Consider the following 21,669-nt stretch of genomic DNA (forward strand, 5'->3'; position numbering starts at 1 on the left):
AATTTTCTCTACACTGCGTCAGATGATTTCATGCCAGACCACTGGCAGCCTGCCGTTATAAAAACATCACATAACTGGCGCCTTAACGGCTCTTATAGGGGGAATAGTGAATATTTTAGGATTTTTTCAAAGGCTAGGGCGCTCGTTACAGCTGCCGATAGCCGTGCTGCCGGTAGCCGCGTTAATGCTGCGCTTTGGCCAGCCGGACCTGCTCAATATGCCGTTTATCGCCCAGGCGGGCGGCGCAATTTTTGACAATCTGGCCCTTATTTTTGCTATCGGGGTGGCCTCTACCTGGTCTAAAGACAACGCCGGCGCGGCCGCTCTGGCAGGCGCGGTAGGCTATTTTATTCTGACCAAGGCGATGGTCACCATCAATCCGGCCGTCAATATGGGCGTGCTGGCGGGTATCATTACCGGGCTGGTAGCGGGTGCAACCTACAACCGCTGGTCCGATATTAAGCTGCCCGATTTCCTCAGCTTCTTCGGCGGGAAACGTTTTGTTCCTATTGCTACGGGGTTCTTCTGTTTGATCCTGGCCGCCGTCTTTGGTTACGTCTGGCCACCGGTGCAAAACGCTATTCAGGCAGGCGGCGAGTGGATTGTTTCCGCTGGCGCGTTCGGCGCGGGCATTTTTGGCTTTGTTAACCGTTTACTGATCCCTACCGGCCTACACCAGGTATTGAACACCATCGCCTGGTTCCAGATTGGCGACTTCACCAACGCGGCAGGTACGGTTTTCCATGGCGACATCAACCGCTTCTATGCCGGTGACGGCACGGCGGGCATGTTTATGTCCGGCTTCTTCCCCATCATGATGTTCGGCCTGCCGGGCGCGGCGCTGGCAATGTATATGGCAGCACCTAAAGAGCGTCGTCCTATGGTTGGCGGTATGCTGCTTTCCGTGGCCGTCACCGCCTTTTTAACCGGCGTTACGGAGCCGCTGGAATTCCTGTTTATGTTCCTGGCGCCAATGCTTTATTTGATCCACGCCGTGCTGACGGGGATCAGCCTGTACGTGGCAACCGCGCTAAACATTCACGCCGGTTTCTCCTTCTCCGCAGGCGCAATCGACTATGCGCTAATGTACAAACTGCCGGCGGCCAGCAGCAACGTCTGGATGCTGTTGGTGATGGGCGCCATTGCATTTGTTCTCTACTTTGTCCTGTTCAGCGCGGTTATCCGCATGCTGAATCTGAAAACGCCCGGTCGTGAAGAGGCGGGCGAGCAGGTCACCGAAGAAGCCAACAGCAATACTGAGGAAGGGCTGGAGCAGCTGTCCCGTCAGTACATCGCTGCCGTAGGCGGTTCTGACAACCTTAAGGTTATTGATGCCTGTATCACTCGCCTGCGCCTTTCCGTTAAAGATTCCGCCCAGGTAAACGATGCGGCCTGTAAGCGCCTGGGCGCTTCTGGCGTCGTGAAGCTGAACAAGCAAACCATTCAGGTAATTATTGGAGCAAAAGCAGAGTCCGTTGCGGAAGCGATGAAAAAGATCGTCGCGAAAGGGCCTGTTGCGCCAGTAGCGGTAAGTGCCTCTCCGGTCACGGCTACGGCAACGGCACCCGTTCAGGCTAAACCGGCAGCAGGTAAAACCGTTGTTGAAACGCTGCTGGCACCGGTTAGCGGCACGGTGGTCGCACTGGAGCAGGTCCCTGATGAGGCTTTTGCCAGCAAAGCCGTCGGCGAAGGTCTGGCCATCAGCCCAACCGGCAACGTGGTAGTTGCACCCGCCAGCGGCACCGTATTAAAGATTTTCAATACCAATCACGCATTCTGCCTGGAAACGGACAAAGGCGTGGAGCTTGTAGTGCATATGGGGATTGATACCGTTGCGCTGGCGGGTAAAGGCTTTACGCGGCTGGTGGAAGAGGGCGCTCAGGTCAGCGCTGGCCAGCCCGTGCTGGAAATGGATCTGGCCTGGCTGAACAGCAATGCGAAGTCGATGATAAGCCCGGTTGTCGTCACTAACATGGATGACTTTAGCGGCATCAAGCTAACCGCCGGGGAAACGGTGGTAGCAGGCGAGAGCCGTCTCTTTGAGATAAGCTAACAATCGACAGCGAGGCGGGCCAGCCGTGCCGCCATTAACGCAGGGCGGGAAGCGATTCCCGCCCTTTTTTACGTTATATGCTAACAAACGGTTGTTTCCCTTCCCGGCTTTGTGGATCATAATCCGTTATTTCACGTATCAGAGTAATTCCAGAGGAAAATGAGATGAGTGAGGCAGAAGCCCGCCCAACTAACTTTATTCGTCAGATCATTGACGAAGATCTGGCGAACGGTAAGCACAACAGCGTGCATACCCGCTTCCCACCGGAGCCGAACGGCTATCTGCATATTGGCCACGCCAAGTCTATCTGCCTGAACTTTGGTATTGCCCAGGATTACCAGGGACAATGTAATCTGCGCTTTGATGATACGAACCCGGTAAAAGAAGATCTGGAGTACGTTGAATCAATCAAACGTGACGTGCAGTGGCTGGGCTTCGAGTGGAGCGGCGACGTCCGTTACTCCTCTGACTATTTTGACCAGCTGCATCACTATGCTGTTGAGTTAATCAATAAAGGTCTGGCCTATGTTGACGAACTATCACCGGAGCAAATCCGCGAGTATCGCGGCACTCTGACGTCGCCCGGCAAAAACAGTCCTTATCGCGATCGCAGCGTGGCAGAAAACCTGGCGCTGTTTGAAAAAATGCGCAACGGCGAATTTGCTGAAGGCAGTGCCTGCCTGCGTGCCAAAATCGATATGGCCTCCAGCTTTATCGTCCTGCGCGATCCGGTCATTTACCGTATCAAATTTGCTGAACACCACCAGACCGGCAATAAATGGTGCATCTATCCGATGTACGATTTTACCCACTGCATTTCCGATGCGCTGGAAGGGATCACGCACTCGCTCTGTACGCTGGAATTCCAGGACAACCGCCGTTTATATGACTGGGTGCTGGACAATATCACCATCCCAACGCATCCACGGCAGTACGAGTTTTCTCGCCTGAATCTTGAATACGCCATCATGTCCAAGCGCAAGCTGAACCTGCTGGTAACCGAAAAGGTTGTCGAGGGCTGGGACGATCCGCGTATGCTGACCGTTTCCGGGCTGCGCCGTCGCGGCTATTCCGCCGCCTCGATCCGCGAGTTCTGCCGCCGTATCGGCATTACCAAACAGGACAATATCGTCGAGATGGCGTCGCTGGAGTCGTGCATTCGTGACGACCTGAACGAAAATGCGCCGCGTGCAATGGCGGTTCTTGACCCGGTTAAGCTGGTGATTGAAAACCTGCCGGCTAATCACGAAGAAATTATCACCATGCCGAACCATCCGAACAAGCCAGAGATGGGAACGCGTGAGGTGCCGTTTAGCCGTGAAGTGTACATCGATCGCGCCGACTTCCGTGAAGAAGCCAACAAGCACTACAAGCGTCTGGTGCTGGGTAAGGAAGTGCGCTTGCGCAACGCTTACGTCATTAAGGCCGAGCGTGTGGCGAAGGACGAAGCGGGCAATATCACCTGCCTGTTCTGTACCTGCGACGTGGATACGCTGAGTAAAGATCCTGCCGATGGCCGCAAGGTTAAAGGCGTGATTCACTGGGTTTCTGCCGAGCATGCGCTCCCGGCTGAATTCCGTCTGTACGATCGCCTGTTCAGCGTGCCGAATCCGGCAGCGGCGGAAGATTTCCTGACCACTATCAATCCGGAGTCGCTGGTTATTCGTCAGGGCTTTGTTGAACCGGGTTTGAAAACGGCAGAAGCTTCCAGCCCTTACCAGTTTGAGCGTGAAGGCTACTTCTGTGCGGACAGCGTTTACTCCAGCAGCAGCAAGCTGGTCTTTAACCGTACCGTGGGTTTACGCGACACCTGGACGAAAGCGGGCGAATAACGCTTTTATTAATAAAAAAGCAGCCTTCGGGCTGCTTTTTTTTTGAATATAATATTTATTATATTAACGTGCATCTTACAAAAAAATTATAACCTGTCGTAGGTCATACTTTTCGTTGTCAATAATTGTTATTAATTGATAGTTCGCGCCGCGAAAAATATAATTACCGCGCAGTAAGGTAAATACTTTTTATTTTTAGGGTTTTGTTTATTTGTCATTATAAGAGAAGGATTTCTCAATGCACTCTTTCAATTCAATGCGAAAAGCACTGGCGATAGCTGTTGCCTGTAGTTCTGCTCTTGTCGGCAGCTTTTATTCTCCTGTTTCTGTCGCCGCAGGGTTTATTGATGATTCTACGCTAACCGGTGGTGTTTATTATTGGCAGCGGCAGCGAGACAGAAAGGAGATGGACCCTGTCCATAACCAGTACGGCCAGTATACGGAAAATCTTCATCATTCTACTTTTAACGGCAACCTCGATTTCTCTTCAGGCTATGCAGCTGATTTTGTCGGTCTGGATCTGGGCGTATATGGTGCGCTACAGCTGGCCGGAACAGGACCGGCCGCACCGAATGAAATTGCCTTCAGTCGTGCTAAAAATCGCTGGGGCGAGCAATTCGACGGCGATGCTAATGGCGCCTCTTTTTATAAAGCGGCCATAAAAGTTAAACATGATAATTACTGGTTAAGAGCCGGTTATATTCAACCAGAAGGCCAGACGTTACTTATGCCGCAATGGGGCTTTGTTCCGGGAACCTATCGTGGTTTTGAAGTCGGTTCCGTTTATGATTTTGAAGATGCTGGCGCGCTCTCTTTATCTTATATCTGGACGGATCGTTATAAATCCCCCTGGTATCGGCAGATGTATAAATTCCGCAAGCCCGATCTAACAACTGAAATTAACTATCTGCATTCCGTCGGCGTTAAATATGACTTCAAAAATAAGCTGGTGCTGGAAGGCGCGCTCGGCCAGGCCGGCAATTATATGGAGCAATACTTTACCAAAGCTTCCTGGGCGTTTCCCGTAGCCGGCAACGATCTGCGTACCAGCTGGCAGTTTTACGGCGCGCGCGATAAAGAGCACGGCGGCGCAAATAATATTAACGACGTGTATGACGGACTGGCCTGGCTACAGGCTATCACGCTGGGCTATACCACCGGCCCGTTTGACTGGCGGCTCGAAGGCACCATGGTGAAAGCTCGCGGCAATCAGGGCTTCTTTCTGGCGCGTATGACACCGGTTGGTTCGACCTCGAACGGGCGCAATGACGTATGGTGGGACTCCCGCAGCGATTTCAACGCTAATGGAGAAAAATCACTGTATGGCGGCGTGATGTATAACCTGAAAAACTGGCAGCTTCCCGCCTGGGCAATCGGCACCTCTTACGCCTATGGCTGGGATGCTCGTCCGTCAACCAATCCGGCTTACGACCAGAGCCAGCGCCGCAGCGAATCCGCCTGGAACATGGATCTACGCTATACGGTGCAGGAAGGGCGTGCCAAAGATACGCAGATCAACCTTCACTATACCCGTTACAAAAACCACTCCTCTATTCCGAGCTTCAGCAACGGTTACGGAAATATGTTCCAGGACGAAAAAGACGTAAGGCTGACGGTTATCGCACCTTTCACCGTGTTTTGATTTAGCAAACGTCAGGGCAAATCACCAGAGGCGACAGAGCTTTACCAGCATCCTGTCGCCTTTTTAACTGCCGTGGTCAGGAAAACTCTTCAACACTATGAGGGAAATGATGAAAACGTTAAGATTATCGCTTATTGCAGCCGCGTTGATGTCGATTATGGCCAGCAGCAGTGCTCTGGCGGATCAACGTGTGGTCGACAGCATTAGCCAGTTCGGCGTGAAGTACACCGTTAACGATAACCACGCGGCACTAAACGGTATCGACTGCGCGGCGCTGGGCGCTGACTGGGCTTCCTGTAATCGGGCTACCATTACGTTAACCAATCCAGGCGAGGCGGTGACCAGTAAAGACTGGGCCATCTGGCTACCCAATATTCGCCAGACGTTGCGCGTTGATAATGAGCAGTTTCGTATGGTGCATGTAACAGGCGATTTAACGCGTCTGGAGCCGACGGAAAAGTTCAAAGGTTTTGCTGCTGGCGAGTCGGTAGAGATTCCCATTGTTAACGAGTACTGGCAGCTGTTTATTACCGATGTTATGCCGCGCTGGTATGTAACCTCTGAAAACGCGCAGCCTAAAATTATCGCGAGTACCGACACTGAGGACTTAACGTCCTTTGTCGCGCCGATGGCTAACCACTGGAAACGCACTCAGGACGATAAAAACGTGCTGATGACGCCCGAAAGCCGCTTTGAGAAAAACAGCGATACGGCATTGCTTAATGCCGAAGCGTTACGCGGCCAGATTATCCCTACGCCACTCCAGGTTACCCTTCATCAGCAGGATGCAGACTTAAGCAAAGGGATAAATTTTGAGCTGACGTCGCTGAGCAATGAATCGGCTGAAGCGGTTATCGAACGCTTTGCGCTAATGGGCGTAGAGGAGAACCCGCAAGGTTATACGATAAGAAGTAGTGTTTCCGCCGGAGCTTTTACTGGAAAGGAAGCCGTTTCCGGTGCTTATAAGCTGCATATTACCGAACACGAAGCGCAGGTAGAAGGGTTTGATGAGGCGGGCGTTTACTACGGCATGATGTCCATCCTGTCGTTGCTGCCGGCCAGCGGCGAGCAGAAAATTGCTACGCTGGATGCGGTTGATGCCCCGCGCTTTGCCTATCGCGGCGTCTTTCTGGACATCGGCCGTAATTTTCACAGTAAAGAAGCGGTTCTGCGTCTGCTGGATCAGATGGCGGCCGTTAAGCTGAACAAATTCCATTTCCACCTTAGCGACGACGAAGGCTGGCGGATTGAAATCCCCGGCCTGCCGGAGCTAACAGAAGTAGGCGCAAAACGCTGCCACGATTTAACCGAGCAGCGCTGCCTGCTGCCGCAGCTCGGCTCGGGTCCGTTTGCCGAGGCCAGCGGCAATGGCTATCTGACGCGCAGCGACTATATCGATATCCTGCGCTATGCCAAAGCGCGTGCCATTGAAGTGATCCCTGAGATAGATATGCCTGCCCACGCCAGAGCCGCCGTTATTTCGATGGAGGCGCGCTATAACAGACTAATGAAAGAGGGGAAAACCGCAGAGGCAAACGAGTATCGGCTGGTTGATCCTACCGATACCTCAAACACCACCTCCGTACAGTTTTACGATCGGACCAGTTATCTTAACCCTTGCCTGGATTCGTCTGTCAGGTTTACCGATAAGGTCATGGGTGAAATTCAGGCTATGCACCAGGCTGCAGGCATGCCGTTGACCACCTGGCATTTTGGCGGCGACGAGGCGAAAAACATTCGCCTGGGCGCGGGATATACCGATGTAGCGAAGCCGGAAGCGGGCAAGGGCGTGCTGGACTTAAGCCGCCAGGACAAACCCTGGGCAAAATCGCAGGCGTGCCAGGCGCTGGTTAAGTCGGGCAAAGTGGCGGATATGGATCACCTGCCCAGCTATTTTGGCAAAAAAGTCAGCGCGCTGGTAAAAGCGCACGGTATTGGAAAAATGCAGGCGTGGCAGGATGGATTGAAGGATGCGCAGAGCGCGAAAGATTTCGCCACCTCGCGCGTTGGCGTTAACTTCTGGGATACGCTTTTCTGGGGCGGTTTTGACAGCGCAAATGACTGGGCCAATAAGGGTTATGAAGTTACCCTCTCTAATCCGGACTATCTCTATATGGACTTTCCTTATGAGGTCAATCCGCTGGAGAGGGGATATTACTGGGGAACGCGCTATACCGACGAGCGCAAGATGTTTAGCTTTGCGCCCAATAACTTACCGCAAAATGCCGAAACCTCGGTCGATCGCGACGGCAACTTTTTTGATGCCAAATCTGACAAAGCCTGGCCGGGTGCCTTTGGCCTGTCAGCGCAGCTGTGGAGCGAAACCGTACGCACCGATGAGCAAATGGAGTGGATGATTTTCCCACGCGTGATTTCTGTCGCAGAGCGCGGCTGGCATCAGGCCGACTGGGAACAAGATTATCAGCCGGGCAGGGAGTATAAAGGTGGTGAAACGCAGCACGTCGATCGGGCCGCGCTGGATCGTGACTGGCAGCGCTACGCCAATCTTTTAGGACAGCGCGAGCTGAAAAAAATGGATAAAGCCGGTATCTCCTGGCGCTTACCGCAGCCCGGCGCCCGCATCGTCGAGGGTAAACTGGCAGCGAATATCGCGCTACCGGGCGTGGCCATTGAATATTCCGTGGATGGCGGTAAAACCTGGCAGCGCTACCTGGATAGCGCGCAGCCAAAAGTCACTGGCGAAGTGTTAATTCGTTCCGCAAGCAGCGATGGCAAGCGTTTCAGCCGGGTGGAAAGCGTGAAGTAAAACGGCAACGTTCGCAGAACGTAAAAATATGCTCCGTTATTGGCGCCTACCAAAAATCTGACGCAGCCTCCGGGCTGCGTTCTTTTCATATTATTGTCTACAATACTTCTGAGTTATTGAAGGTAATTAACTTTATCTGGATTTTTTATTCTGGTTAATGCTGGATAATAATTATTATTAACGCGCACCCGGCTTTTCTGTGGCTCAGGTCATAATTCTGCACGATGGAATTGATAATGAATTGATAATTCTCGCTGCAAAAAATATTATCATTAGCGAATTGGATTGAGCGTTTATTATACGGTTTTAAACGGTTTTTTTAAGCGCTGGAATGCGACTCTTAAGGATAAGGGGGCTAATTAATGTTAAGGACTACTTCGCAGCGTCGGGCATTATCGTTTACCTTTGCTCTTTTTTTTATAACGGGAGAAAGTTCCTTTTTTTCGCAGGCAATAGCAGCAGGCTTTGTTAACGATGCTTCGCTCAGCGGCCAAATTTATTACTGGCAACGTCATCGGGAACGGAAAGATCTTACACCTTCGAGTTATAAATACGGGCAATATCAGCAAAACCTTCATCATTCCACCTTTAATGGAAGCCTGGATTTTTCATCCGGCTATGCGGCTGATGTAGTAGGGCTGGACCTGGCAGCGTTTGGCGTGGCCGAGCTCTCAGGCAAAGGCCCAGCTGCCCCTAATGAAATTGGCTTTAGCGAGGCAAAAACGCGCTGGGATGAAAAATGGAGCGGTGATAAAAACGGCAGCAGTATCTATAAAGCGGCGCTGAAACTTAAATATGCCGATTACTGGCTACGCGGCGGTTATATACAGCCAGCAGGGCAAACATTATTAGCGCCTCACTGGGGTTTTCTTCCGGGTACTTATCGCGGCGTGGAGGCAGGAGCGGTTTACGATTTTTCTGCGGCGAGCAGGTTATCCCTTTCCTATATGTGGACAGATGAGTATAAAGCGCCCTGGTATCGCAACATGTATCAATTCCGTAAGGCAGACGGTGTAACGGGCGTAGGTTATTTGCACTCGCTCGGCGCAAAATACAGCAGAGATAAAATCGTTGTGGAAGGCGCTTTTGGTCAGGCCGCTGATTATATGGACCAGTATTTCGGCAAAGTCTCTTATGCTTTACCGCTCGCAAAAAACACATTGCAAACCAGCTGGCAGTTTTATGGCGCAAAAGATAAAGAGAGCGGCAATGCTGCCAACATAAACGACGTTTATAGCGGTCTGGCCTGGCTGCAGGCTATTACGCTGGGCTACGCCACCGGCCCGTTTGATCTGCGTCTGGAAGGAACGTGGGTAAAAGCCGAAGGCAACCAGGGGTTCTTTCTGCAACGTATGACGCCAGGCTACGCCACCTCAAATGGTCGGCTGGACGTCTGGTGGGATTCCCGGTCGGATTTCAACGCCAACGGCGAAAAAGCCCTGTTTGCGGGCGTTATGTATGACCTGAAAAACTGGCAGTTGCCAGGCTGGGCAGTGGGCACCTCATACGCCTGGGGTTGGGATGCCAAACCTTCCCCTGCTTATGACCAAAATCACCGTCTGAAAGAGTCCGCATGGAACCTGGATTTACTGTACACCGTGCAGCAGGGCTTCATTAAAGGCACCTCATTCAAACTGCACTACACACGTTACGATAACCATTCCGCTATTCCCAGCTGGAGCGGCGGCTATGGCAATATTTTTCAGGATGAGCAGGACATAAAATTTATTGTTATGGCACCTTTCACACTTTTTCAGGCGGACAGGCCCTGACCGATGATTTACAGAAGGTTTTTCTTCAGCGGCCCGGGCAAAAGTTTATTCGGTAGCGAAATGTGGCAAGGGTATTAAGGCATAGCCTGACAACTATCAGCAATAAATTAAACAGCTCAATTATGAACAAGGAAAACGGATGAATAAGTTCAGAGTCAGTCTTGTTGCCATAGCGTTAGCCTCAACGTTGGGTAGCGCTATCGCCAGCGAAGATCAGGAAATTGTCGATCAGATTAGCCAGTTTGGCGTGAAATATAAGGTAACGGATAACCAGGCTGCGCAGCATGGTGTGAACTGCGCAGGGCTGGGGGCCGACTGGGCCTCCTGTAACCGGGCAACGATCACTTTAACCAACCCGGGGCCGGCAATCGACAGTAAGAACTGGGCAATTTATATGTCTAACGTTCATAAAACGCTGAAGGTCGACAGCGAAGAATTCCGCATGGTGCATATTGTCGGGGATTTAACCCGGCTGGAGCCTACGGAGAAATTCAAAGGCTTTGCGGCCGGTGAATCAGTGGTCATTCCGATTATAAATGAATACTGGCAGCTATATATCACCGACGTCATGCCTCGCTGGTACGTTACGTCGGGCGAAGCAAAGCCTAAAACTATTGCCAGTACCGATTCTGAAGATCTGACTACCTTCGTTGAGCCATTCGGCAATCAATGGAAGCGTATTCCGGATGATAAAAACGTGCTGATGGCCGCAGCGAGCCGCTTTGACAAAAACAGTGACGTGGCTCTGCTACCCGCCACAGCCTTAAGAGGAAAAATTGTCCCTGAGCCGCTATGGGCGGAAATATTGCCGGAAGATGCCGACCTGTCAAAGGGCGTAAAACTGGACCTGAGCAGTTTACCTGCAGAAATGGAACTGGCGGTGCAGCAGCGTTTTCAGCTGTCGGGAATAAAAGTACAGGGCAGTGGTTATGAAATTTCTACGCGCGTTGACGGTAAAGCGTTAAGCAAAGAGCTGGCAGTTTCAGGCGGCTATCTGTTAACAATCGGCCAGGATAAGGCTGAAGTCATTGGTTACGATCGCAACGGTGTGTTCTATGGCCTGCAGTCAATTCTCTCACTGCTTCCGGCCGATGGCAGTGCAAAAATCGCCACCATGAAGGTCAATGACGCCCCGCGTTTTGCTATGCGCGCCGTTTTTCTGGATGTAGCCCGCAATTTTCACAGTAAAGCCGCCGTGATGCGTATGTTAGATCAGCTGAGCGCATGGAAAATTAACACCTTCCACTTTCATCTTAGCGATGACGAAGCATGGCGAATTGAGATCCCGGGCCTGCCGGAGCTCACGGAGGTTGGCAGTAAGCGCTGTCATGACCTCAGCGAGCAGCGTTGCCTGTTACCACAGCTGGGGTCAGGGCCGGACAGTGACAACAACGGCAGCGGCCATTTTAGCCGCCAGGACTATATCGACATTGTGAAATACGCTGCGGCTCGCGGCATTAACGTTATCCCGGAAATAGACATGCCCGCCCACGCCCGTGCCGCCGTCATTTCCATGGAGGCACGCTACAACAAACTGATAAAAGAAGGGAAAAGAGCAGAAGCTTCAAAATACCGCCTGGTTGACCCCACTGATGATTCTAATACCACCTCGGTACAGCTTTACGATCGTACCAGCTATCTGAACCCTTGTTTGTCATCTTCTCTGCGCTTCACTGATAAGGTTATCAGTGAAATTCAGGCCATGCATCGAGAAGCCGGGCAGCCGCTGCAAACCTGGCACTTTGGCGGCGACGAAGCGAAAAACATTCGCCTGGGGGCCGGTTATTCAGACATAAATAAACCCGTTGCCGGCACTGGCCTTCTTGATATGAGCAAGGAAGACAAGCCGTGGGCAAAATCGCAGGTTTGCCAGGCAATGATCAAAGACGGCAAAGTAGCGGATCTTGAACATCTGCCCAGCTACTTTGCGCTGCAGGTTAGCCAGCAGGTTAAGCAACATGGTATCGACAAAATGCAGGCATGGCAGGATGGCCTGAAAGATGCCGAAAATGCCGGCACGTTTGCGACTAAACGTGTTGCTGTTAATTTCTGGGATACGCTGTACTGGGGTGGTTTTGATTCGGCTAACGACTGGGCAAATAAAGGTTATGAGGTAATTATCTCCAGCCCTGACTACGTTTATATGGATTTTCCCTACGAGGTAAATCCACTGGAGCGCGGTTACTACTGGGGAACGCGGTTTAGCGACGAGCGTAAAATGTTTAGCTTCGCACCTGATAATCTACCGCAAAATGCCGAAACCTCTGTGGATCGCGATGGTAAAACCTTCACCGCGAAATCTGACAAAACCTGGCCTGGCGCTTATGGTCTGTCGGCCCAGCTCTGGAGCGAAACGTCACGTACCGATCGTCAAATGGAGTATATGATTTTCCCTCGCGTGGCTGCGGTGGCTGAAAGAGCCTGGCACCGCGCGGCCTGGGAGCTGGACTATAAGGCGGGTAAAGAGTTTATCGGCGGTGTTACCCAACATGTTGATCGGCAGGTGCTGCTGGAGGACTGGCAAATGTTCGCTAATCTGCTGGGGCAGCGTGAGCTGGCAAGGCTGGATAAAGCCGGCATTCATTATCGCCTGCCGGTTCCCGGTGCACGAATTGCCGATGGTAAACTGGAAGCCAATATTGCGCTGCCGGGGTTAACCATTGAATATAGCGTGGATGAGGGGAAAAACTGGCGGCGCTACGAGGCAAATATGCAGCCAACGGTCGCTGGCAAAGTTATGGTCCGTTCTGTTAGTCCGGATGGAAAACGTTTCAGCCGTACAGAAACGCTCTGATATGCCCGGCTCACTTATGCGTTTGGGAAAATAGCAGGGCGCATTCTTTGTATCTAAAATACGGATTTTGCCAGATTGATCGTTCAGACCGCTGGCTGGCACTTTTTGCGGATCGATTGTGCTTTTTAACAAAAAGCCTGCCCTTGGGTTAAAAAAAAACCGGTGAGCGATCACCGGTTTTTTTGTATCAGGCATTATTTATCGTGCAGCGAGTCATCTTCACGGCAGTCGCCGGTGGCGCAGTGGCCATAAAGGTAGAGGCTGTGGTTGCTCAGCTTGATACCGTGTTTGGTGGCGATATCACGCTGGCGAGATTCGATGGATTCGTCTCTGAATTCGATCACTTTGCCGCAGTCCAGGCAGATAAGGTGGTCGTGATGATGCTGCTGCGTCAGTTCGAACACGGACTTGCCGCCTTCAAAGTTGTGACGGGTAACGATCCCTGCGTCATCAAACTGGTTCAGCACGCGGTAAACCGTGGCCAGACCAATCTCTTCGCCCATATCAATCAGGCGCTTATACAAGTCTTCCGCGCTGACGTGATGGCTCTCTGGCTCCTGAAGCACTTCCAGAATTTTTAGTCGAGGAAGCGTGACTTTCAGGCCGGCCTTCTTTAATGCGGTGTTGTTGTCAGTCATGCGGATATTGTCCTGTTACTTTACTGGTCACTAAATGGCTGAAAAGCCGTGAGCATCGGTCGACGCAAAAGCTGAGCGTCTCATTATAGAACTGATGCCTGGAAGAAACCACAGCAGAGATGCAAAACCATTGAGGGATGTAAGGATAAGATGTCGTTACGTCCGGAAAGCAAGCACCCATCTGTACCGGGTTAATATTCGTACATTCAACCTTTATCATCATTATGGTGAAAAGCGTTGCGTGAACGGAGCCGTACTATTGTACCGTTTTCCAGGCAAAAGTTACAAAAAAGTAGCTATCGATGCGATAGGAAAATGCGTTGGCCCGCACAAAATTGCCTGTTCGGCGGGCCGGGATCATCAGGCTTCGAGAATATCTTTCAGCTGAAGTTCTTCAGAAATCTGGTTTACCCACTTCTCGGTGCGCTCTTTGGTCAGTTCCGGCTGACGATCTTCATCAATGGCTAAGCCCAGGAAATGATTGTCGTCCGCCAGGCCTTTGGACGCTTCGAAGTGGTAACCTTCGGTTGGCCAGTGGCCCACGATGACCGCGCCGTTCGGTTCGATAATATCGCGGATAGTGCCCATCGCATCGCAGAAATATTCCGCGTAATCTTCCTGATCGCCACAGCCAAACAGCGCAACCAGCTTGCCGTTAAAGTCAATCTCTTCCAGCGTTGGGAAAAAGTCATCCCAGTCGCACTGCGCTTCGCCGTAGTACCAGGTTGGGATGCCCAGCAGCAAAATATCAAAGGCTTCAAGGTCTTCTTTGCTGCTTTTAGCGATATCATGAACTTCAGCCACCTCGTTACCGAGCTGCTTCTGGATCATTTTTGCAATGTTTTCCGTATTGCCCGTATCGCTGCCAAAGAAAATGCCTACGATTGCCATGACTTTAATAACCTCTTGAAACTTAATGATATGCGGCGGCTAGCCTGATGATGTAAACGGCAATAATAGCAGACAGCCACGGGAGGATAAACGGCTAATCCTCCCACATTTGTCGCTTTGTGCTTTGCCGCTGCGCCGCTCAGCGCGTTGGTTTGGCTAACTGCGCCATGAGCATCTCTTCAATCAGCTCGCTGCGGCTCATGTTGCGCTGCTCGGCGAGCTGGTTCAGGGCATCAACCGCGTCACTGTTCATTTTCAGCTCTACGCGCTTCAGCCCGCGCACTTTATCACGCTTAAGCTGGTTGCGTTTATTAATACGCAGCTGCTCATCACGCGTCAGCGGATTGGTTTTGGGTCGTCCCGGGCGACGCTCGTCTGCGAACAGATCGATCGTGGTGCGGTCCGTGTTTTCTTTTGCCATAGAATCGTGATACTGAAGGCTGGAGTTCTGATGGATTGGGCCATTAACATCGGCGACCGCAGTCGCCGACAAATTTTAGCGCGCCATCATACCCCAGTGAAAGTCGTGTCGACAAGATTAAAGCCTTTTACCGAAACAATTGTTTTCACAGAGCAAAAAAGCGGCGAATGGCGCGTAAAACGGCATCGGGCTTTTCAGCATGCACCCAGTGACCCGCTCCGGCTATCACATGCGCCTTTGCCGCAGGAAACTGAGCCAGCAGCGCCTGGCGATAATCTTCCGTTATATAGGGAGAAAGCTCGCCGCGAATAAACAGCGCCGGGCCAGGCCAGGCAGGCTGCGCTTGCCAGCCAATGATTTGATCATAGCACCGCCACAGCACAGGCACATTAAAACGCCATTCGCCATCATGAAAAGACTTCAGTAAAAACTGAATCACGCCTTCTTCGTCTATAGTTTGTCGCATCAGTGCGGCGGCTTCGCGGCGACCGGTGAGGCCCGCCTCGCTCACTGCCTTAAGCGCGGCAAAGATTCCGTCATGGTGGCGCTGCTGATAGGCAACCGGTGCAATATCAATAACAACAAGTTTTTCAATGCGTTCCGGCGCCAGCGCGGCCAGCATCATGGCGATTTTTCCGCCCATGGAGTGGCCGATAACGGAAAATTTTGCGATGCCCTGTTGGTCAAGCGATGCCAGGATGTCGTGAGCCATTGCCGGATAGTCCATCTCGTCGGCACGCGGCGAGAGGCCGTGGTTACGCACGTCAAACTGGAGAACGCGACAGGCATCTTTTAACCCACGCGCCAGCACGCCAAGGTTGTCCAGATTGCCGAAAAGACCGTGAATCAGCACGACTGGCGCGGTAAAAGTGTCCATTTGTTCAGATTGCAGGCGGTAATTCAATTTCATGGCAAACTTCTTACAGGAGAAACGAAGGGTTAGGGTATCATAAAACATTGATTTTCTGCCGGAGCGGGCCGCCGGATCGTAAACGATCTTTTTACGGCATATTCCGACTTTTGTTCACAATCGGGGCTGGCGCTACACCCCGGCAGGATTTAACTTTATAATCCTCGTGTTAGAGCTGGTCTGTCTGCGCATGCGCAAAAACATGTCGCTAACTGGCTCTTATCAGCAATAATCGTACTGGATCAAGATGAAAACTATTGAAGTCGACGAAGAACTCTACCGTTATATCGCCAGCCACACGCAGCATATCGGTGAAAGCGCCTCTGATATTTTACGCCGGATGCTGAAATTTTCTGCCGGTCAGACGGTGGAAAAGGCGCCGGCACCCGCAGCAGCGCCTGCCGCGGTAAGCGTTGAAACGGCTGTTAAAGAGGAAGCCCGCCCGCAGGATCGCGTTCGCGCCGTGCGTGAACTGCTGCTGTCGGACGAGTATGCGGAGCAGAAGAAAGCGGTAAACCGTTTTATGCTGATCCTGTCGACTTTATACAATCTGGATCCCAAGGCATTTGCCGCCGCGACCGAGTCACTACACGGTCGTACGCGCGTCTACTTTGCAGGCAATCAGCAAACCCTGGTACAGAATGGCACCCATACCAAGCCGCAGCATATTCCGGGCACGCCGTATTGGGTGATTACCAACACTAACACAGGTCGCAAACGCAGCATGATTGAACACATCATGTCGTCCATGCAGTTCCCGGCGGAACTGGCAGACAAAGTTTGCGGCACCCTCTAATAAGCGTCAGGGAGAAGCGCCAATGGCCAGTCACCCCCGTGCCGGGCAGCCAGCCCAGCAGAGCGATTTGATTAACGTTGCACAATTAACCTCGCAGTATTATGTCCTGCAGCCGGAACCCGGCAACGCAGAGCATGCGGTAAAATTCGGCACGTCCGGCCATCGCGGCAGCGCAGGACGACACAGCTTCAACGAGACGCATATTCTGGCCATTGCTCAGGCAATTGCGGAAGAGCGTAAAAAGAACGGCGTTACTGGACCTTGCTACGTCGGCAAAGACACGCACGCGCTGTCTGAACCGGCCATTATTTCCGTACTGGAAGTACTGGCGGCGAACGGCGTGGACGTTATTGTGCAGCAGGACAACGGCTATACGCCGACGCCCGCTATCTCTAACGCCATTCTGGAGCACAACAAAGCGGGCGGCGCACAGGCTGACGGCATCGTTATCACGCCTTCGCATAACCCACCGGAAGATGGCGGCATTAAATATAACCCGCCAAACGGCGGCCCGGCCGATACCAACGTGACCAAAGTAGTTGAAGATCGCGCTAACCAGCTGATCAAAGACGGCCTGAAAGACGTTAAGCGCATCGCGCTGGATAAAGCCTGGGCAAGCGGCCGTTTACAGGAAAAAGATCTGATCCAGCCTTATATCGAAGGCCTGGCAGAGATCATCGATATTCCTGCTATTCAGAAAGCGGGCCTGAAAATCGGCGTCGATCCGCTCGGCGGCTCCGGCATCGCCTACTGGCAGCGCATTGCGGAATTCTACAAGCTGGATCTGACTATCGTTAACGATTCCGTCGATCAGACTTTCCGCTTTATGCACCTGGATAAAGATGGCGTGATCCGCATGGATTGCTCTTCTGAAAGCGCGATGGCGGGCCTGCTGGCGCTGCGCGACAAGTTCGATCTGGCGTTTGCCAACGATCCGGATTATGACCGCCACGGTATCGTCACGCCGGCTGGCCTGATGAATCCAAACCACTACCTGGCCGTTGCTATCAACTACCTGTTCCAGCATCGTCCACAGTGGGGCAAAGAAGTCGCCGTCGGCAAAACGCTGGTTTCCAGCGCGATGATCGACCGCGTAGTTAACGATATCGGCCGCAAGCTGGTTGAAGTGCCGGTTGGCTTTAAATGGTTTGTTGACGGCCTGTTCGACGGCAGCTTTGGCTTTGGCGGCGAAGAGAGCGCGGGCGCATCCTTCCTGCGTTTTGACGGCACGCCATGGTCTACCGATAAAGACGGCATCATCATGTGCCTGCTGGCTGCGGAAATCACTGCCGTAACCGGTAAAAATCCGCAGCAGCACTATGACGAGCTGGCCGAGCGCTTTGGTGCGCCTAGCTATAACCGTCTGCAGGCTTCCGCAACCTCCGCGCAGAAAGCCGCGCTGTCGAAGCTGTCGCCAGAAATGGTAAGCGCCGACACCCTGGCAGGCGATCCTATCACTGCACGTCTGACCGCTGCGCCAGGCAATGGTGCCTCTATCGGCGGCCTGAAAGTGATGACGGAAAACGGCTGGTTTGCTGCACGTCCTTCCGGTACGGAAGACGCCTACAAAATCTATTGCGAAAGCTTCCTGGGTGCCGAGCACCGCGAGAAGATTGAAAAAGAAGCGGTAGAAATTGTTAGCGAAGTGCTGAAAAACGCTTAATCGCGAGAGTCGACATATTAAGGCGCTGACTGGTCAGCGCCTTTTTTTATTATTGACTATCTTGCGATATAATAATTTCCTGACGTCCCTTAAAACGTTTTGCAAAGCCGGCTGTTTCTCTCATTAAACGATGCCGTAAAATAACGTTATTTTAACCGTGTATAAATGGCGCGCTAAAAATAGCCGTTAAATTCTATTAGTGTTCAGTAAGATCACGAGGCTATTATCCTGCGAAGTTATGTTACTAACGTGATTTAATGTAAATAATCTGGTCGACTTATAGTCGTTGCGAAAATTAAGGTGTAGCCTGGATATTGGCGAAAGCAAACTTTCATCACAACTGCCGTTACCATTCAGTAATGTTAAATTAGGGTTAAAAAACTTCCTTGAATTAACTGTTATTTAACTTTTTAGGGCGAATAAAATAATCAACCTTAACAGGTCTGATCAGTGGTAAATAATCAGGCAAATTGGTATTATTTTAACCAGTCTGTTTTGATTATTCAGGAGGGTTTATGAACCTTTACCAGCGTTACTCATTGCCTCATCTTATCCTGCGCCGTACCGCAACGATGCTTGTTGCTATCCTCGCGCTGCCCGTCATGCTGTTTTATCGCGACAGAAGCCGGTTCTACAGCTATCTGCATCGCTGCTGGTGCAAAAACAGTACGCAGCCGGTCTGGCTGGCGCAATCAGAAATGGCCGCAACGGAGCTTTATTAAGTTTCGCCTCCTGTCCGCTTTATAGCGCATGGCCTTTTTTAAGCTACTTCAGGCTGCTGATAAACTTTCATTTTCAATTATCAGGTCGCTTTCAAACCGGTAAATAATCAGCAGAGCCAGAGCCAGAGCCAGAGCCAGAGCCAGAGCGGACAAGGACACGCCGTAACTCCCTCCCTGGGGGTTGGTTTGGCGCGCCCATGCGCCAAAACGGGCCGTTTAATCTCCTGCTCTGGCCAGGGCTTTTCCCTTCAGCAACAGCGTCCACAGCCTGTACTTTAAACCTGTACAAGATATTTTGTTTTGTATAGTTTTAACGGCTACACTTAAGGGTGTCCGTAGCGAAGGGGAGAAAGAGATGAGTGATAAAATTCCGGTAGGCATCAGCGCCTGCCTGCTTGGCGACAGCGTCCGTTTTGATGGCGGCCACAAGCGCTGCGCTTTTGCCGCTGAAGATCTGGCTCCTTTTATGCGCTATGAACCCGTTTGTCCGGAAATGGCCATTGGTCTGCCAACGCCGCGCCCGGCGCTGCGTCTCACCGAGCAATCTGACGGTGCCGTTGAACTTTGCTTTAGCAATGGCAAGGGCGAGCCGCTGACCAATGAGATGCAGAGCTTTTCCGAGAAGAAGATCGCTAACCTGCATCACCTTTGCGGCTATATCGTCTGCGCCAAATCGCCCAGCTGCGGTATGGAGCGGGTGCGCGTATATCAGCCGGAAAATAACAACAACCGTAAAGAAGGCATCGGTATCTTTACGCGCGAACTGATGAAGCAAATGCCGTGGTTGCCGGTGGAAGAAGACGGCAGGCTGCACGATCCTGTGCTGCGCGAAAACTTTGTTGAACGTATCTACACGCTGCATGAATTTAATCAGATGTGGCGCAGCGGCCTGACTCGCGGCAAGCTGATTGCCTTTCACAGCCGCTATAAGCTTTCATTGTTAGCCCACTCGCAGCCGGAATATCGTGAAATGGGGCGCTTTGTCGCCGCTGTGGAAAGCTGGTCTTCACTGGAAGCGTTTGCCTTTGAGTATCGTCAGCGCCTGATGGACCTGTTGAAACACAAGGCGACGCGCGGCAACCATACCAACGTGATGATGCACGTTCAGGGCTACTTCCGGCCGCAGCTAAATGCGAAACAGCGCCAGGAACTGAGCTCGCTGATCGATCACTACCGGCAGGGGTTACAGCCGTTGCTGGCTCCGATGACATTGTTAAAGCACTACATGTCGGAATACCCCGATCCTTACCTGGCGCAGCAGCGCTATTTTGAACCCTATCCGGAAGCACTCCGCCTGCGTTACGGCCATTAATTTTTACACGGAGCTTTATGGCTACCCACCTTGTCTGGATGCGCAACGATCTGCGCATCCACGATAACTACGCGCTTCATGCAGCCTGTCGTGACGAAAATGCTACCGTGCTGGCGCTTTATATCGCCACGCCAGAGCAGTGGCGCGCGCATGACATGTCGGCAAAGCAGGCCGCGTTTATTTATCAAAGCGTTCAGGATGTACAGCAGTCGCTGGCGGATAAAGGCATTCCGCTACACTATCTGCAATGTGATGACTTTTCTGCCGCCGTCGAAGCGCTGAAAGATTTTTGCCAGCAGCACAAGGTCGACAGGCTGTTTTACAACTATCAACACGAAGTTAACGAAAGGCAGCGCGATGCCAAAGCGGAGCGCGAGCTTTACGACCTGGATGTTGTCTCGCAAGGGTTTGACGACGGACTGTTGCCGCCCGGTAGCGTACTGACGGGCAACCGCGAAATGTTCAAGGTCTTTACGCCCTTCAGTAAAGCTTTTGTGCGGAGGCTACGTGAAGGCATGCCGGAATGCGCACCCGCACCGAAACCCCGCAATCGGGCTCCCTTACAGGAGAAGCCTGCGCTAAAGCCTTTTGACTATCCGCAAGAGGAATTCGACGAAGAGCTTTTTCCCGCAGGTGAAAAAACGGCCATTCAGCGCCTGCGCGAATTCTGCCAACAGCCGGTGGTAGATTATGCGGCAAAGCGCGATACGCCAGCCACCGACGGCACCAGCCGTCTTTCGGTTTACCTGGTTACCGGCGTGCTTTCTCCCCGCCAGTGCCTTCATCGGCTGCTGCGCGAACATCCCGATGCGCTGGAAAACGAAAAAACCTTTACCTGGCTTAACGAACTTATCTGGCGCGAATTCTATCGCCATCTGCTGGTTGCCTGGCCTGCGCTTTGTAAGCATCAGCCTTTTATCGGCTGGACCAAAAACGTGCGGTGGCAAAGTAACGAAGAGCAGCTGACGGCCTGGCAGCAGGGAAAAACCGGTTATCCCATCGTCGATGCCGCCATGCGCCAGCTTAATACGCTGGGCTGGATGCATAACCGCCTACGTATGATTACCGCCAGTTTTTTGATTAAGGATCTGCTGATCGACTGGCGGATCGGCGAACGCTACTTTATGTCGCAGCTGATCGATGGCGATCTGGCGGCCAATAACGGTGGCTGGCAGTGGGCCGCTTCCAGCGGGAACGATGCCGCGCCTTACTTCCGCATCTTTAATCCGACCACCCAGGGCGAGCGTTTCGATAAGCAGGGCGAATTTATTTATCGCTGGCTGCCGGAACTGAAAGATGTTCCCGTTCAGCATATCCATCAGCCGCAGGAGTGGGCGAAGAAAAACGGCGTGCGGCTCGACTACCCGCCACAGATTGTCGACCATAAAGAGGCCCGCAAGCGCGCGCTGGCTGCTTACGAGGCGGCAAGGAAATAGCCGTGCCCGGCACCGTCTGC

General features: G+C 52.2%; 15 protein-coding genes. 11 read left to right on the forward strand and 4 right to left on the reverse strand.

The window, feature by feature from the left end:
- Window positions 1-106 precede the first annotated feature (106 nt).
- The 6 genes from nagE to KUE00_RS18710 all read left to right on the forward strand — a co-directional run bounded on the left by nagE (window position 107) and on the right by KUE00_RS18710 (window position 12,860).
- Window positions 107-2,053, forward strand: a complete 1,947-nt coding sequence (nagE, locus tag KUE00_RS18685) for a PTS N-acetyl glucosamine transporter subunit IIABC (protein ID WP_246761493.1) — start codon at window positions 107-109, stop codon at window positions 2,051-2,053.
- A 164-nt stretch (window positions 2,054-2,217) separates the two neighbouring features.
- A complete protein-coding gene (gene glnS / locus KUE00_RS18690) occupies window positions 2,218-3,885 on the forward strand; it encodes a glutamine--tRNA ligase (RefSeq protein WP_246761494.1) in 1,668 nt (555 codons plus the stop codon).
- 238 nt (window positions 3,886-4,123) lie between these two features.
- Window positions 4,124-5,527 carry a chitoporin ChiP gene (chiP, locus tag KUE00_RS18695; RefSeq protein ID WP_246761495.1) on the forward strand — a complete coding sequence of 468 codons (1,404 nt, stop codon included), beginning with the start codon at window positions 4,124-4,126 and terminating at the stop codon, window positions 5,525-5,527.
- A 109-nt stretch (window positions 5,528-5,636) separates the two neighbouring features.
- The gene (locus KUE00_RS18700; protein ID WP_246761496.1) at window positions 5,637-8,294 is read left to right on the forward strand and encodes a beta-N-acetylhexosaminidase; all 2,658 of its coding nucleotides are present in this window, start codon (window positions 5,637-5,639) and stop codon (window positions 8,292-8,294) included.
- A gap of 362 nt (window positions 8,295-8,656) precedes the next feature.
- Window positions 8,657-10,066, forward strand: coding sequence for a chitoporin ChiP (gene chiP / locus KUE00_RS18705; RefSeq protein ID WP_246761497.1), 1,410 nt, complete (start codon window positions 8,657-8,659; stop codon window positions 10,064-10,066).
- 139 nt (window positions 10,067-10,205) lie between these two features.
- The gene (locus KUE00_RS18710; RefSeq protein WP_246761498.1) at window positions 10,206-12,860 is read left to right on the forward strand and encodes a beta-N-acetylhexosaminidase; all 2,655 of its coding nucleotides are present in this window, start codon (window positions 10,206-10,208) and stop codon (window positions 12,858-12,860) included.
- Window positions 12,861-13,054: 194 nt separating this feature from the next.
- On the opposite strand, the gene fur is transcribed toward KUE00_RS18710, so the two are convergent.
- The 4 genes from fur to ybfF form a co-directional block, all read right to left on the reverse strand.
- Complete coding sequence (gene fur / locus KUE00_RS18715) at window positions 13,055-13,498, reverse strand: ferric iron uptake transcriptional regulator (protein ID WP_246761499.1); 444 nt, start codon at window positions 13,496-13,498, stop codon at window positions 13,055-13,057.
- Between the two features lie 360 nt (window positions 13,499-13,858).
- Window positions 13,859-14,389 carry a flavodoxin FldA gene (fldA, locus tag KUE00_RS18720; protein ID WP_246761500.1) on the reverse strand — a complete coding sequence of 177 codons (531 nt, stop codon included), beginning with the start codon at window positions 14,387-14,389 and terminating at the stop codon, window positions 13,859-13,861.
- 139 nt (window positions 14,390-14,528) lie between these two features.
- Window positions 14,529-14,810 (reverse strand): LexA regulated protein, encoded by a 282-nt coding sequence (gene ybfE / locus KUE00_RS18725; protein WP_246761501.1) that lies wholly within the window; start codon window positions 14,808-14,810, stop codon window positions 14,529-14,531.
- A gap of 145 nt (window positions 14,811-14,955) precedes the next feature.
- Complete coding sequence (gene ybfF, locus KUE00_RS18730) at window positions 14,956-15,720, reverse strand: esterase (protein WP_246761502.1); 765 nt, start codon at window positions 15,718-15,720, stop codon at window positions 14,956-14,958.
- A gap of 247 nt (window positions 15,721-15,967) precedes the next feature.
- Between ybfF and seqA the strand changes: the two genes are divergently transcribed.
- The 5 genes from seqA (at window position 15,968) to phrB (ending at window position 21,649) form a co-directional block, all read left to right on the forward strand.
- A complete protein-coding gene (gene seqA, locus KUE00_RS18735; RefSeq protein WP_246761503.1) occupies window positions 15,968-16,516 on the forward strand; it encodes a replication initiation negative regulator SeqA in 549 nt (182 codons plus the stop codon).
- Window positions 16,517-16,538: 22 nt separating this feature from the next.
- Window positions 16,539-18,179, forward strand: coding sequence for a phosphoglucomutase (alpha-D-glucose-1,6-bisphosphate-dependent) (gene pgm, locus KUE00_RS18740; RefSeq protein WP_246761504.1), 1,641 nt, complete (start codon window positions 16,539-16,541; stop codon window positions 18,177-18,179).
- 515 nt (window positions 18,180-18,694) lie between these two features.
- Window positions 18,695-18,901 (forward strand): YbfA family protein, encoded by a 207-nt coding sequence (locus KUE00_RS18745; protein ID WP_246761505.1) that lies wholly within the window; start codon window positions 18,695-18,697, stop codon window positions 18,899-18,901.
- Between the two features lie 355 nt (window positions 18,902-19,256).
- On the forward strand, window positions 19,257-20,213 hold the full coding sequence (locus KUE00_RS18750; RefSeq protein ID WP_246761506.1) for a YbgA family protein: 957 nt from the start codon (window positions 19,257-19,259) through the stop codon (window positions 20,211-20,213).
- 17 nt (window positions 20,214-20,230) lie between these two features.
- Entirely contained in the window at window positions 20,231-21,649 is a 1,419-nt protein-coding gene (gene phrB, locus KUE00_RS18755) for a deoxyribodipyrimidine photo-lyase (RefSeq protein WP_246761507.1), read from the forward strand.
- Window positions 21,650-21,669 lie beyond the last annotated feature (20 nt).

Origin of the sequence: Erwinia phyllosphaerae (assembly GCF_019132875.1) — a bacterium.
In the GTDB taxonomy this organism is placed as follows: Bacteria; Pseudomonadota; Gammaproteobacteria; order Enterobacterales; family Enterobacteriaceae; genus Erwinia; species Erwinia phyllosphaerae.

What these genes read in the sequence shown, in the direction of transcription:
- glnS (WP_246761494.1), top strand. Translation starts at nt 2,218, where the DNA reads ATGAGTGAGGCAGAAGCCCGCCCAACTAACTTTATTCGTCAGATCATT.
- chiP (WP_246761495.1), top strand. Translation starts at nt 4,124, where the DNA reads ATGCACTCTTTCAATTCAATGCGAAAAGCACTGGCGATAGCTGTTGCC.
- KUE00_RS18700 (WP_246761496.1), top strand. Translation starts at nt 5,637, where the DNA reads ATGAAAACGTTAAGATTATCGCTTATTGCAGCCGCGTTGATGTCGATT.
- chiP (WP_246761497.1), top strand. Translation starts at nt 8,657, where the DNA reads ATGTTAAGGACTACTTCGCAGCGTCGGGCATTATCGTTTACCTTTGCT.
- KUE00_RS18710 (WP_246761498.1), top strand. Translation starts at nt 10,206, where the DNA reads ATGAATAAGTTCAGAGTCAGTCTTGTTGCCATAGCGTTAGCCTCAACG.
- fur (WP_246761499.1), bottom strand. Translation starts at nt 13,498, where the DNA reads ATGACTGACAACAACACCGCATTAAAGAAGGCCGGCCTGAAAGTCACG.
- fldA (WP_246761500.1), bottom strand. Translation starts at nt 14,389, where the DNA reads ATGGCAATCGTAGGCATTTTCTTTGGCAGCGATACGGGCAATACGGAA.
- ybfE (WP_246761501.1), bottom strand. Translation starts at nt 14,810, where the DNA reads ATGGCAAAAGAAAACACGGACCGCACCACGATCGATCTGTTCGCAGAC.
- ybfF (WP_246761502.1), bottom strand. Translation starts at nt 15,720, where the DNA reads ATGAAATTGAATTACCGCCTGCAATCTGAACAAATGGACACTTTTACC.
- seqA (WP_246761503.1), top strand. Translation starts at nt 15,968, where the DNA reads ATGAAAACTATTGAAGTCGACGAAGAACTCTACCGTTATATCGCCAGC.
- pgm (WP_246761504.1), top strand. Translation starts at nt 16,539, where the DNA reads ATGGCCAGTCACCCCCGTGCCGGGCAGCCAGCCCAGCAGAGCGATTTG.
- KUE00_RS18745 (WP_246761505.1), top strand. Translation starts at nt 18,695, where the DNA reads ATGAACCTTTACCAGCGTTACTCATTGCCTCATCTTATCCTGCGCCGT.
- KUE00_RS18750 (WP_246761506.1), top strand. Translation starts at nt 19,257, where the DNA reads ATGAGTGATAAAATTCCGGTAGGCATCAGCGCCTGCCTGCTTGGCGAC.
- phrB (WP_246761507.1), top strand. Translation starts at nt 20,231, where the DNA reads ATGGCTACCCACCTTGTCTGGATGCGCAACGATCTGCGCATCCACGAT.